Annotated in this window: 10 protein-coding genes; all 10 read left to right on the forward strand. The window is 60.5% G+C overall.

What is annotated here, in order from left to right; all coding sequences use genetic code 11:
* Nucleotides 1-146 precede the first annotated feature (146 nt).
* The 10 genes from GPK42_RS08190 (at nt 147) to ftsX (ending at nt 13055) form a co-directional block, all read left to right on the forward strand.
* Entirely contained in the window at nt 147-1961 is a 1815-nt protein-coding gene (locus GPK42_RS08190) for an ABC transporter ATP-binding protein (RefSeq protein ID WP_215694741.1), read from the forward strand.
* 1 nt (nt 1962) lies between these two features.
* Entirely contained in the window at nt 1963-2307 is a 345-nt protein-coding gene (locus tag GPK42_RS08195; protein ID WP_138375117.1) for a hypothetical protein, read from the forward strand.
* 367 nt (nt 2308-2674) lie between these two features.
* A complete protein-coding gene (gene rpmE / locus GPK42_RS08200) occupies nt 2675-3100 on the forward strand; it encodes a 50S ribosomal protein L31 (RefSeq protein WP_006235303.1) in 426 nt (141 codons plus the stop codon).
* 309 nt (nt 3101-3409) lie between these two features.
* Nucleotides 3410-6217: a preprotein translocase subunit SecA gene (gene secA / locus GPK42_RS08205; RefSeq protein WP_215694742.1), complete on the forward strand. Its 2808-nt coding sequence runs from the start codon at nt 3410-3412 to the stop codon at nt 6215-6217.
* Nucleotides 6217-7365: a peptide chain release factor 2 gene (gene prfB, locus GPK42_RS08210; RefSeq protein WP_215694743.1), complete on the forward strand. Its 1149-nt coding sequence runs from the start codon at nt 6217-6219 to the stop codon at nt 7363-7365. The genes secA and prfB overlap by 1 nt, the downstream gene beginning before the upstream one ends.
* A gap of 165 nt (nt 7366-7530) precedes the next feature.
* Nucleotides 7531-8421, forward strand: a complete 891-nt coding sequence (locus tag GPK42_RS08215) for a YitT family protein (RefSeq protein ID WP_035137417.1) — start codon at nt 7531-7533, stop codon at nt 8419-8421.
* Nucleotides 8422-8628: 207 nt separating this feature from the next.
* Nucleotides 8629-9459, forward strand: a complete 831-nt coding sequence (locus tag GPK42_RS08220; protein ID WP_055285663.1) for a transketolase — start codon at nt 8629-8631, stop codon at nt 9457-9459.
* Nucleotide 9460: 1 nt separating this feature from the next.
* Nucleotides 9461-10402 (forward strand): transketolase family protein, encoded by a 942-nt coding sequence (locus GPK42_RS08225; RefSeq protein WP_215694744.1) that lies wholly within the window; start codon nt 9461-9463, stop codon nt 10400-10402.
* A 525-nt stretch (nt 10403-10927) separates the two neighbouring features.
* Entirely contained in the window at nt 10928-12148 is a 1221-nt protein-coding gene (gene ftsE, locus GPK42_RS08230) for a cell division ATP-binding protein FtsE (RefSeq protein WP_215694745.1), read from the forward strand.
* Nucleotides 12135-13055, forward strand: coding sequence for a permease-like cell division protein FtsX (gene ftsX / locus GPK42_RS08235; RefSeq protein WP_006235311.1), 921 nt, complete (start codon nt 12135-12137; stop codon nt 13053-13055). The genes ftsE and ftsX overlap by 14 nt, the downstream gene beginning before the upstream one ends.
* Nucleotides 13056-13190 lie beyond the last annotated feature (135 nt).

The raw sequence follows: 13190 nt of genomic DNA on the forward strand, positions 1-13190 counted from the left end.
AGTTAAAAATCTATGTGGCCAATGTGATACCGTTGAACCCGCATATCGATACCGTTCAGCCATTCGCCTCGCCCCCGCCGCGCGCATCTTCATTCAATCTGTTACTTTTAATCTAACGATTCTTTGAGGAATGCAGGTGCTTCTGAATGTACTGTCGACTTCTTCTCAAACTAATCCTAAGAGACAAGGCCGTATGGATTTCCACGCTCGTTCTTGCTGCAGCCTTTTCCGTCCCCATTGCGTTCAATTCACCCATCTACGGCCCCTTCTTTATGAAGCAGGGCATGCAGGGCTTTGTCGACGCATTCAATACGCGCGCGCCCCAGGCCAGCGGCACAGACCTATCGCCAGAGCAGCAAGATGACGCTGAGCTTGCAAGATACGCGAACGCCGCCCTCGCCGCTCAAACCGACGCCGCCTTTCTCGACTCTGCCGAGAGCTACTACGCGCTCATGGACGAGGGCTTCCAATCCGGGTCCATCGTGGGGGACCAGGAGACCAATGACGCAGAGCTCGCATATTGCCGCGCTCTGAGCAGCTCCGGCATCGCGGATATCCCGGCCTCCGCAAACGACCTGCCGTTCCTCTCCTTCCTGCCCTACGCCATTGCCCAGGCGCCGTCCTTCCTTCCCTTCATCCCCTTCCTTCTCTCGTCGATACTCGTGCTCGGCGCCACAAGGCCCGGGACCCTGGCGGCAAAGGCGCCCGTGCCCAAATTCCGGCGCCTTATCCAAACCGTGTTTTCGATAATTGGCGCGGGGACCGCGATGCTCCTCGCCGGCCTTGCGCCCGGGAGTATTTACGCCTTGGCCCTAAACGGCTTCGGGCAGATCGGGTACCCGATCGCCTTCTTCCATAACGGCGCGCTCACTACCACGACCGCGGGAAACGTCTTCACGACCATACTTCTCGCGCTGCTCGCGGGTGGAACCTTGATATCCGTTTGTTCCGTCGTCCTATCGACCGCAACGAGGCGCGTCTTCGCGGGCCCCCTTACCTCCGCGTTGCTTGTCGCGGCCCCGGCATTCCCGTTATTGTCCGATTCGGCACTGGGGCATAATGCCGCGCTCGAGTTCCTGCCGCTGGCCGTGTTCTCGCCTATCGAGGCAACGGGTTACGTAGGATGCTTCCCGACAGAATTCATTGGCTCCGGTTCGGGCGGCGCATCGATGCTTGCCGTGGCCCTGGTATACGTCGCGGTCCTTTTCGCGGTCGGCGCCGTTGCGACACGTTCGCCCAAACAGTCTGGACCCGCGAAAAAGCACCATGGGCTCGAGCTTCTGGACGTGAGCGTGGGATACGGGAGCACGACGATACTTTCGATCGGATCGCTTTTCCTGAGCCCGGGAACGGCGGCGGGCCTCATTGCCCCCAACGGCTCGGGGAAAACCACCTTTCTTGAAGCGCTGTCGGGCCAATTTCCCACCCGCATCCGCTCGGGAAGCCTGGCGGCAGACGGAATCTACCAACGTCGATCAGCCGAATTCGCAGAACTCGTCTACCTGAGCTCTTCAGGCGGCACGGATCTCTACCCCACGCTATCGTCCCTCGAGCACCTTGCTTTCGTTAGGGAGGCGTGGAAATCGGCCACCGACATCGACTCGCTCTGCAGCTCCCTCGGAATCTCCCCATATCTCGACAAGCCGACCCGTAAACTCTCGACAGGAATGAAGCAGCAGGTAAAGCTTGCCATGGCGATATCGACCGATTGCCCGTACCTCATCCTCGATGAACCGCTGAACGGCCTCGATCCGGGAAAGCGGAAAACCTCCTGCGACGCGATGTGCAGCGAGGTGGCGCGGGGACGCAGCGTGCTCATCTCAAGCCACCTGCTCGACGACCTGGCAGACCTTACCAACTCGTTCTACTTCATCGAGGCCGGCACGCTTGTGGAAAAGATCAAGTCGTCCTCGCAGACGCTCAAGCAGGAATACCTCGATACATACGAGCGAGGTGAATGACATGAAACTATTTGAACAGCTGAAGTCCAATGCGTCGCGCATGGCTGTCTACGCCATCCTCGTGGCAACGGCTTTATGCGGAATCGCGGCACCCGTCTATGCGCTCAACGGGGAGAAAGGCGATGTCGAACCCGCGTACATGGCTTCGACGGTTAAGGACCGGTACAAAGCCTTCTCTGGAGACACGTTTTACGTAGCAGGGTACGACACGACCTACCGTCAGCTTCGCTACAACAAGGGCTACGACTATCTAGGCGCAGAGGCAATCAGCTATACGTCGGGTTGGTACCGCTCCAACTATGGACACATAACCCAGTTCAAGTGTAACTACCGTGTGTACAACTAAAGCAACCGGCCGGGACGAGGGGTGACGCAAAAGCGTCGCCCCTCGTTTTTAACCATGTCAACTGAACCTAGTTCAGTTTGGTTAATTTCCGATCTCAGCCGAACACATTGAGCGGAAAGGCCGTTCCCGCAGTCAGTCGAACGTCCCCGGGGCCCTTCTCAGGCCCCGGGGACGGCATTTTCCCAGTTGAAGGAACGGTGGAGATGTGTTTCGATGGGTCAGATTCGTGTCGTTCCGAAAAGACCGTGAACCTTTTGTGGGACGCGCGGCGCCGTGGTACCATAGCCGAGTTTGTTGTCTTGGTCGGAAACCAAGACGCCTTATGCGCTGATCGGTAACCAGCGCCTGACCAATAAGGAGTCCTACCATGAAGCAGGGTATCCATCCCCAGTATGTCGAGTGCACGGTGACGTGCTCCTGCGGCAACACCTTCAAGACGCACGCTACCGTGTCCGAGATGAAGGTCGAGCTTTGCAACGAGTGCCACCCGTTCTACACCGGCCAGCAGAAGTTCGTCGACACCGGTGGACGCGTCCAGCGCTTCGCCGACAAGTTCGGTGGCGCCGCTGCCGCCCAGCTCAAGAAGGCCGAGGAGGCCAAGGCTGCCAAGGCCGCCAAGGCTGCTGAGGCCGAGGCCGCTCGCAAGGCTGCCGCTGAGGCTAAGGCTGCCGAGAAGGCTAAGCGTGCTGCTAAGTTTGCCGAGGAGGCTGCCAAGCAGGCCGCCGAGGCTCCCGCAGAGGCTCCCGTCGAGGAGGCCGCTGCCGAGGCCGAGACCACCGAGGCTGCTGAGTAAATAGCTCGCCGCGGAATCACTCGCATTCATGGCATGAGGGCCGTGCATCCATTTGGGTGCGCGGCCCTTTTTCTTTTTAAATTAGTGCGAACTAACCTGTCCCCATGGCACCACATGGCAGAGAGGCGGCGTTTGCCCAGATAGACCTGCCAAAATTAACCTGTCCCATTGTGGCAGGTTGGTCGTAGTTATTACGTGGCGGTCGAGCTCGACCGTATAGGCCGCGCCTTGTTTGGCTAAAGTACAATCATCTGTGTTTAACTCGTCCGCAGCTGCACGGCGTGGGCGATGGCCAAAAAGGAAAACCACATGGGATTCATGTCAAAGCTGCTGTCCTTTGGATCCGATAAGGACCTTAAGCGCTACTACAAGATCGTCGACCAGATCAACGGTCTTGAGCCCCAGTTTGAGAAGATGACCGAGGAGGAACTCCGCGCCCAGACCGATAAGTTCCGCGAGCGTTACGCCAACGGCGAGTCGCTCGACGACATGCTCCCCGAGGCCTTTGCCACCGTGCGTGAGGCTTCCAAGCGCACCATGGGTATGCGCCACTTTGACGTGCAGCTCATTGGCGCCATGGCACTGCACGAGGGCCACATCGCCGAGATGAAGACCGGCGAAGGTAAGACCCTCGTCTCCACGTTGGCCGGCTATCTTAACGCTATTGCCGGCAAGGGCGTGCACGTCGTTACTGTCAATGATTACCTTGCCAAGCGCGACTCCGAGTGGATGGGCCGCATCTACAAGTACCTGGGCATGACCGTCGGTCTGCTCCAGAACAACATGCCGCTCGAGCTCAAGCGCCCGGCCTACCAGGCCGACGTCACGTACGGCACCAACTCCGAGTTCGGTTTCGATTACCTGCGCGATAACATGGTCACCCGCCCCGAGCAGCGTGTGCAGCGCGGCCACAACTACGCCATCGTCGACGAGGTTGACTCCATCCTAATCGACGAGGCGCGTACCCCGCTCATCATCTCGGGCGCCGGCACCAAGTCCGCCAGCACCTACAAGGACTTCGCGCGTGCCGTGCGTGGCCTTGAGCGCGGCGAGGACGTGTCGCACGACATGCTCACCGCCACCGAGGACGTGGAGCCCACGGGCGACTATGTCATGGATGAGGCCAAGCACACCATTGCCGCTACCGAGCGCGGTCTTAAGAAGATCGAGCGCCGCCTGGGCATCGAGGACATCTACGCCGATCTCTCTGGCCAGCTGGTCAACCACCTGCAGCAGGCGCTGAAGGCCCAGTACATGTTCCACCGCGATAAGCAGTACGTGGTCACCAACGGCGAGGTCAAGATCGTCGACGAGTTCACCGGCCGCATTATGGAAGGCCGCCGTTATTCCGAGGGCCTGCACCAGGCCATCGAGGCCAAAGAGGGCGTGCTCGTACGCGAGGAGAACCAGACCCTGGCCACCATCACCCTGCAGAACTACTTCCGTCTGTACGACAAGCTCTCCGGCATGACCGGCACGGCACTTACCGAGGATGCCGAGTTCCGCGAGATCTACAAGCTGCCCGTCGAGGTCATCCCCTCCAACAAGCCCGTGCAGCGCGTGGACCACGAGGACCTGGTGTACCGCACCATTCAGGCCAAGTACAACGCCGTTGCCGACGACGTTGAGCGTCGTCACGCCAAGGGCCAGCCGGTCCTGGTGGGCACCGTCTCCATCGAGAGCTCCGAGAAGCTGTCCGCCGCCCTTACCAAGCGCGGCATCGCACACGAGGTCCTCAACGCCAAGCACCATGAACGCGAGGCCCACATCGTGGCCCAGGCCGGACGCTACGGCGCCGTGACCATCGCCACCAACATGGCCGGTCGTGGTACCGACATCCTGCTGGGCGGCAACCCCGACGAGTTGGTGCGCGAGCGCCTGGAGTACGAGGGCCTGACCATGGAGGACGTGACGCCCGAGCAGCTCGAGCAGTTTAACGCCGAGGCCAAGGAGACTTGCAAGGCCGAGCGCGAGCGCGTGCTTGCCGCCGGTGGCCTGACCGTTATCGGCACCGAGCGCCACGAGTCCCGCCGTATCGACAACCAGCTGCGCGGCCGCTCCGGCCGTCAGGGCGATCCGGGCGAGACCCAGTTCTACCTGTCGCTCGAGGACGACCTCATGCGCCTGTTCGGTGGCGACAAGATGGACCGCGTCTCCAAGATGATGGTCACGGCCGACATGGGCGACGACATGCCCATCCAGCACAAGATCATCTCCAAGGCCGTCGAGAGCGCCCAGCACAAGGTCGAGAGCATCAATTTCTCCATGCGTAAGAGTGTCCTTGAGTACGACGACGTCATGAACAAGCAGCGCCAGGTCATCTACGCCGAGCGCAATAAGATTCTTGACGGCAAGGACCTGACCGACCACATCACCGAGGTCATGCACGACACCGTGTACCGCTGCGTGCAGGAGTTCTGCACCAAGGACAGTCACGATGGCGAGCGCGACCTGGAGGGCCTGCGCAAGTGGGTTGTGGAGCTCACCGGCCACATCGATACGCCGAAGTTCCCCGACGAGGATTATGAGGCCCTGGCTGCCGATGTCCTGGCTTACGTAGAGAAGTGCTACAACATGAAGGCCGAGCGCTTGGGCGAGGACCTGATGCGCGAGCTCAACACCCAGGTCATGCTGCGCGTCATCGATACCCGCTGGATGAACTACCTGCAGGAGATGGATTACCTCAAGACCGGCATCGGCCTGCGCGGCTTTGGCCAGCGCGACCCGCTGGTCGAGTACAAGACCGAGGCCTACGGCGCGTTCCAGATGCTCGTCGATACCATGTATGAGGATTACCTGCGCACGGTTCTGCGTATCGAGATCAAGGCTGCCCCGCGTGCCGTGGAGCACAAGGAGGAGCCCGCGCTCGAGGGCGCGCGCTTCTCCGGTCCTGCCGAGGTCGATGGTGATAACGGCGACTCGGTGCTGCGCAAGCAGGCGCAGGTGCAGGCCCGCACGGCTGTCCAGGGTGGTCCGGCTGCCGTCAACAACGGTGGCAAGGTGACCACTTATCGCAAGTCCGAGAGCGACGATCCGTACGTCAACGTGGGCCGCAACGACCCGTGCCCCTGCGGTAGCGGCAAGAAGTTTAAGTACTGCCACGGCAGGAATCGTTAATGGCTGAGGCTTTAGAGATAACGCCCGCCGAGCTGGACGCGTTCGCGGACCGGCTCGGCGAGGTCGAGTCGTATCTCCACCTGGACGAGAAGCGTACCCGTGTGACCGAGCTCGAGGCCAAAAGCGTTGCCCCTGGCTTTTGGGATGACGCCGACGCCGCCCGTGCCACCATGGAGGAGATCGCGCGTACCAAGGAAGATATCGCTGCCGTGGACACCGCGCGCGGCGAGCTTTCCGATGCCCGCGCCGCGCTGGAGCTTGTCGAGGAGATGGGGGATGACCCCGACGCCGTCGCCCTTCGCGAGGAGGCTACAGCCACGGCTGAGCGCCTGGCCCGTGCCATCGATGAGCTTGAGCTTTCGAGCTGGTTTACCGGTGAGTTCGATCACGGCGATGCCATTGTGACTATCAAGCCTGGACAGGGTGGTCTGGAGGCCCAGGACTGGACCTTCATGCTCTTTAAGATGTACATGAAGTACTGCCAGCGTCGCGGCTGGAAGGTCACCATCAACGACTGTCCCGCGGCCGAGGTCATCGGCATCGACCGCGCGACCTTTACCGTCGAGGGCAAGGACGCATTTGGCATGCTGCGCGCCGAGGCCGGCGTCCACCGCTTGGTTCGCATTAGCCCCACCGACGACAAGAAGCGCCGCCAGACCACGTTTGCCGGCGTCGAGGTCATCCCCGTGCTACCCGATGATATCGACATCGAGATCAGTCCCGATGACATCCGCGTGGACGTGTACCACGCGAGCGGCCCGGGCGGTCAGGGCGTCAACACCACCGACTCCGCCGTGCGCGTGACGCATTTCCCCAGCGGCATTGTGGTCACCTGCCAAAACGAGCGCAGCCAGATCCAGAACAAGGCCGCGTGCATGCAGATCCTCAAGGCTCGCCTGTACGAGATTGAGCTCGAGAAGCGCGCCGAGGCCCTGGATGAGATTCGTGGACCCAAGACCACGATCGGTTTTGGCAACCAGATTCGCAGCTACGTGCTCTACCCGTACCAGATGGTCAAGGACCTACGCACGGGCGTGGAGACCAGCAATGTCGAGGCCGTTCTTGACGATGGCGACCTGGACCCGTTTGTTATTGGCTACCATCGCTGGGCCACCGGCAACGCCGATGCAGAAGGCTCGGAGGTCTAAAACATCGGGCGGCTTCAAGCCGATGCCAAGCCCAACGGTTGGACGGGTTTGTATCCAGAATAAACCCTGCGCAGGGGTGGTTTTTGTTCGGCGAATCGGTAGAATCGAATACAAGAAGAAGTTCAAAGCGCATCCGATGGGGTGCGCTTTTTTGAGGGAGGCAGCATGGCATATCGTCTGGACATCAAGCGCATTCTTTCGATGAACTTCTTTCACGATTTGCCCCAGATCATGTTGGGGTGTGCCTTGGCCGCCATCGCGACCGACCTGTTTTTGATTCCCAACGGCCTTGCTGCCGGTGGCGTTACGGGCCTTGCCACCATTATCCAGGCGGTCGGCGCATCGCGCGGCCTATCGCTTCCCGTTGGTATTCAGACGATCGTGATGAACGCCTTGCTGCTGCTGGTCGTTATGCGCGAGGGCGGCATGTTCTACGTGGTGCAGACCGCGACGGGCTTTGTGCTGCTGGGCTTCTTTACCGATCTGTTCGCCCCGTTTGTAGCACCTCTGGCGGATGCGGACCTGATGCTCCCTGCCATGTGGGGCGGCATTATTACGGGCATCGGTTACGGCATGGTGCTGCGCGCCGGCGCCAACACCGGCGGTTCGGACACGATTGGCCAAATCATCTCGCGTAATACCTCACTGCCCGTGGGCTCGACCGTCATGGCGATCGATGTTGCCGTATGCGCGCTGTCGGCTCCGGTCTTTTCAATCGAAAACGCACTATATGCAGGCCTTTCGATGGTCATTAGCGGCTACGTGATCGATGCCGTGGTCGATGGTGGCAACAAACGCCGTATGGTACTCATCATCTCGGACAAGTTCCCTGATATCGCTGCCGATATCATGTATGGCCTGGGTCGTGGTTGTACCAAGTTTAAGGCGACTGGCATGTATTCGGGTGCCGAGAAGCCGGTGATTATGGTCATCGTGAGCCGTCGAGAGCTCAATACCCTCAAGACGATCGTGCGCGAGCGCGATCCTCACGCCATTGTGACGGTCGCTGACGTTACGGAAGCCTTCGGCGAGGGATTCAAGGACATTAGCGCGTAGGGTCGACCGCGTTCCATCCAAAAGACGTTCACATTGATAAACCGTTTCATCAGCGGTTCTGCCTGCTAAATTGTTCAAATAATGATAAAAACTCTGGTAAAGCCATCAGTTTCCAGCATAATGAATGACGTACGTGCATTGCGGCTGTGTTGGGATTACCTTCGGTGCCGTGCGCATTTTGTCTAATGAGGATGAAAGGAAGGCACAATGAGCGACGAAGAGCTCAAAAAGGTTGCCAACGAGGTAAGGAAGGGCATCGTCACCGGCGTGCACGCTGCCAAGTCCGGCCATCCGGGCGGTTCGCTCGGCGCTGCCGACATCATGACCTATCTGTACTTTGAGGAAATGAACGTCGACCCGGCAGATCCCCGCAAGGCCGATCGCGACCGTTTTGTGCTCTCCAAGGGCCATTGCGCTCCGGGCCTGTACGCCGTGCTCGCCGAGCGTGGGTTCTTCCCCAAGGAGGATCTCGAGACACTGCGCCATATCGGCAGCCACCTGCAGGGTCATCCCAACATGAACGACACCCCGGGCGTCGACATGTCCACCGGCTCGCTCGGCCAGGGCATTTCCGCCGCCGTGGGCATGGCCGTTGCCGCCAAGCACTGGGGCGACGACTATCGCACCTACGCCCTGCTGGGCGACGGCGAGAGCGAGGAGGGCCAGGTCTGGGAGGCCGCCATGTTTGCCGGCAACCAGCAGCTCGACAACCTCTGCGTGATCGTCGACCATAACGGCCTGCAGATCGACGGCCCCGTCGAGGAGGTCAACGACCCCATGCCGCTCGCCGACAAGTTCCGCGCGTTCAAGTTCCACGTGGTGGAGCTCGCCGACGGCAACGACTTCGACCAGATCCGCGCCGCCTTTGCCGAGGCTCGCGCTACCAAGGGCCAGCCGACCGCCATTATCGCCGAGACCATGAAGGGCAAGGGCGTTTCCTTTATGGAAAACCAGGTGGGTTGGCACGGCAAGGCCCCCAACGATGAGCAGTTTGAGCAGGCCATGGCAGAGCTCACGGCCGCCGGAGAGGAGCTCTAGGATGGCAGACGTCAAGAAAATCGCCACGCGTGTAAGCTACGGCGAGGCCCTCGTCGAGCTCGCCAACGAGCACGATGACTTTGTGGTCCTCGACGCCGACCTGGCCGCCGCTACGCAGACCGGTAAGTTTAAGGCCGCCTGCCCCGATCGTTTCTTCGATGTGGGCATTGCCGAGAGCAACCTGATGGGCGTCGCCGCCGGTATCGCGACCACCGGCCGCGTTGCCTTCGCGAGCACCTTTGCCATGTTCGCTGCCGGTCGCGCCTTTGAGCAGGTCCGTAACTCCATCGGCTACCCGCACCTTAACGTTAAGATCGGTGCCACGCACGCCGGTATCTCGGTGGGCGAGGATGGCGCCACGCACCAGTGCTGCGAGGATATCGCCCTGATGCGTGTCATCCCCGGCATGACCGTGATCGTTCCCGCCGACGACATCGAGGCCCGTGCCGTGACGCGCGCCGCCTACGAGTGCGACGGTCCGGTGTACATGCGCTTCGCCCGTTTGGCCTCGCCGGTTATCAACGACCCCGAGACCTACAAGTTCGAGTTGGGTAAGGGCATTGTCATGCGCGAGGGCTCCGATGTGACCATCATCGCCTGCGGCCTGATGGTCGGCGAGGCTCTCGAGGCCGCCGAGCAGCTCGCCGCCGATGGCATCGACTCCGAGGTCATCAACATGCACACCATCAAGCCCATCGATGCCGACCTGATCGTCAAGAGCGCCACCAAGACCGGCCACGTCGTGACCGTCGAGGAGCACTCTGTGATCGGTGGCCTGGGCAGCGCCGTTGCCGACGTCCTGTGCGAGCAGTGCCCGACGCCGCTCAAGAAGATCGGCGTCAACGACACCTTCGGTGAGTCCGGCCCGGGTGCCGAGCTCCTGCACAAGTACGGCCTGGACGCCGCCAACATCGTGGCGACCACCAAGGAGTTCTTGGCATAAGGCAAGGCGGATCTCAAGGACTGCTTTGCCAGAACTATAAAACTGTTTCGCCAGTACTATGGAAGCCCGGCAGGGGCGCTCTCTTGGAGAGCGCCCCTGTTTCAGTCGCGGTGAAATAAGGACTGTTTTGCCAGCTTAAAGGCTCAACAGTCCCTATTTCACCGCAACTCATGAAGACGCCCCTCAAGCACGGTCCCATCAGGGAAAAGGGCATATATCGACAAAGCGCAATTCAGACCCTTCCAGCGTTGTATATGCAGCACCCCAAGATAAACGCGGCGACCCCTTAGTTATCGCAGGCCGGGCACAGGGTTACTCTCCAAATCTTTCCGCAGGACGGAGGAGCCCCTGCCGCGCGAAGCGCGCAGCGGGGGCTCCGACATGTCCGAGGACGATTTGGAGAGTAACCCTGTGCCCGGCCGACGGGATCCCTAAGCACGCCATGCTTCTTATGTGCAGCAAAGCTAATACTGCTAAAATATAAAGCGCTCATGTAGTTTAAACGCACGACGATAAGGAGCACCAGTGGGTAACCACTTCCGTACCTCCGGTGCGGGCGATGATGCCCCCAAGACGCAGGCAGACGTCCAGGGCAGTCGTTTCGCCACTCCGGATTCAGAGGGCCAGCCTGTTGCTCAGGCCCCCGCTCAGCCGGCAGATCAGGCACAGCCGGCATCCGATCCCTTTGCCTACAATCCAACCAGCGATGTCGCACTTTCCGGCGCGGCGGGTTTTGAGCCCGTTCAGGCCGTGACCGCTCGCGTGGAGCAGCCTCAGGCTGGCGCCGCCGCGCCGCAGCCTACCATGGCCGGCATTCCCGACCCCATGGCCCCTGCGACGCCGGCTCCTCAGCCTGCGCAGTCTGGTCTCTTTGCCGCTATTCCCGACCCCACGCAGCCTGCTGCCCCGGTGGTCGAGAGCGATCAGGCAGCCGAGGTCGCAAGCCTCGATAACGCGCTCAACAACCCCGATTTTACGTCGGTGTTTGCGCCCATCGATCCGCAGGCCAGCCGCAAGAAGATGGCCAAGCAGGCCGGTGTCGAGCCCGTCATCCTTATGGAGCATGTCACCAAGATCTATCCGGCACAGCCCAACAAGCCTGCACTCGACGACATCAACATCGAGATCTATCCGGGCGAGTTCGTCTTCCTGGTCGGTCACTCCGGCTCGGGTAAGACCACGCTGCTGTCGACGCTCAACCGCGACGTCAAGCCGACGAGCGGCCGCATCCTGGTTGCCGGTCAGGACCTCATGAAGATCAAGAACCGCAAGGTTCCGTTCCTGCGCCGCCAGATTGGCGCTGTGTTCCAGGACTTTAAGCTTCTGCCGCAAAAGACCGCCTACGAAAACGTGGCGTTTGCCCTGCAGTGCATCGGCAAGCCCAAGGGCGTCATTCGCAGCCAGGTGCCCGAGGTGCTGCGTCTGGTCGGTCTGGCCGATCAGATGGACTCGCTGCCCGACCAGCTTTCCGGTGGCGAGCAGCAGCGCGTTGCCGTCGCCCGCGCTATGGTCAACCGTCCGCCGCTGCTGATCTGCGACGAGCCCACGGGTAACCTCGACCCGGCGATCTCGCTGGGCATCATGAAGCTGCTCGAGCGTATTAACCGCACCGGCACTACCGTGATCGTCGCCACGCACGACCGCGAGATGGTCGATAGCATGCACCGTCGCGTGATCGCCCTCGAGGGCGGCCACGTTATCCGCGACCAGGAGAGGGGAGGTTACGGCAACTATGGCACCAACTAACGTGGGCTACTCCTTCAAAGAGGCAATCAGCCACTTCTTCCGTAACTGGACTACCTCGCTCGGCGCCGTCATCACGATCTTCCTTTCGCTGTTTATCATCGGCCTGTTTATCATGGGCTCCGCGATGCTGAACTCCGTGATCGGCACCGTCGAGGATCAGGTTGTCATCAACGCGTTCATTAGTGATGATGCCGATCAGGCCGATGTTCAGGCTTTTGAGGCCGAACTTAAGACGTGGAATAACGTCAAGTCCGTGACCTATAAGGACAAGGATGACGCGCTGGCCGAGTATACGAGCAAGATGTCGGGCAACGCCGACGCCACCATGAGCGCGCTCGATGGCCAGAACCCGCTGCCGGCTTCCTTTGCTATTGAGATGGACGATCCGTCCAAGGTCGAGAGCACGGCAGAGAAGCTCAAGAAGGATGCCGATTTCCAGAAGATCGCGGATGACGGCGACGTCAACGCGAGCGTGCTGTACGGCCAGGAGGAAGTGAGCCGCCTGTTCCAGGTGACCAACTACATCCGCATCGCCGCCGTGGTGCTCGTTGGCCTTCTGACCTTTATCGCATTCATCTTCATCAACAACACGATTCGCCTGTCCATCACGGCGCGTCGTCGTGAGATTGCGATTATGCGTCTGGTCGGCGCCAGCAACGGCTTCATTCGCGGCCCGTTTATCACCGAGGGCGTGCTGCAGGCCATTTTGGGCTCGCTGCTTTCCATCGGCGTTCTGGAGCTGCTGCGCAACCTGATGATTCCGCGTCTGCAGGAGAGCATCGGCTGGATGTCGTTTGCCCTGCCGATGCAGTACTACCTGGTGACCTATGCTGCGCTGATTCTGGTCGGCGTGATTATCGGCCTCTTTGGTTCTGCCATCGCCATGCGTCGCTACCTGCGCGTGTAGGCATGCCTGGAATTCATCCCTTCCAACGGGTCGTCTCTTATGGGGCGGCCCGTTTTTTGATTCCTAGGGGACGGCAGGAAAGCGAATCATTTGGGTAGACTCTTTGGAGTTCGCAATCGATAGCAAGGAGGCGCC

This window comes from Collinsella aerofaciens (genome assembly GCF_018785265.1).
Taxonomy (GTDB): domain Bacteria; phylum Actinomycetota; class Coriobacteriia; order Coriobacteriales; family Coriobacteriaceae; genus Collinsella; species Collinsella aerofaciens_AI.

Coding starts and splice junctions, on each gene's coding strand:
- ftsX (WP_006235311.1), top strand. CDS start 12,135: ATGGCACCAACTAACGTGGGCTACTCCTTCAAAGAGGCAATCAGCCAC.
- prfB (WP_215694743.1), top strand. CDS start 6,217: ATGGCTGAGGCTTTAGAGATAACGCCCGCCGAGCTGGACGCGTTCGCG.
- GPK42_RS08190 (WP_215694741.1), top strand. CDS start 147: ATGTACTGTCGACTTCTTCTCAAACTAATCCTAAGAGACAAGGCCGTA.
- GPK42_RS08225 (WP_215694744.1), top strand. CDS start 9,461: ATGGCAGACGTCAAGAAAATCGCCACGCGTGTAAGCTACGGCGAGGCC.
- GPK42_RS08195 (WP_138375117.1), top strand. CDS start 1,963: ATGAAACTATTTGAACAGCTGAAGTCCAATGCGTCGCGCATGGCTGTC.
- rpmE (WP_006235303.1), top strand. CDS start 2,675: ATGAAGCAGGGTATCCATCCCCAGTATGTCGAGTGCACGGTGACGTGC.
- GPK42_RS08220 (WP_055285663.1), top strand. CDS start 8,629: ATGAGCGACGAAGAGCTCAAAAAGGTTGCCAACGAGGTAAGGAAGGGC.
- secA (WP_215694742.1), top strand. CDS start 3,410: ATGGGATTCATGTCAAAGCTGCTGTCCTTTGGATCCGATAAGGACCTT.
- GPK42_RS08215 (WP_035137417.1), top strand. CDS start 7,531: ATGGCATATCGTCTGGACATCAAGCGCATTCTTTCGATGAACTTCTTT.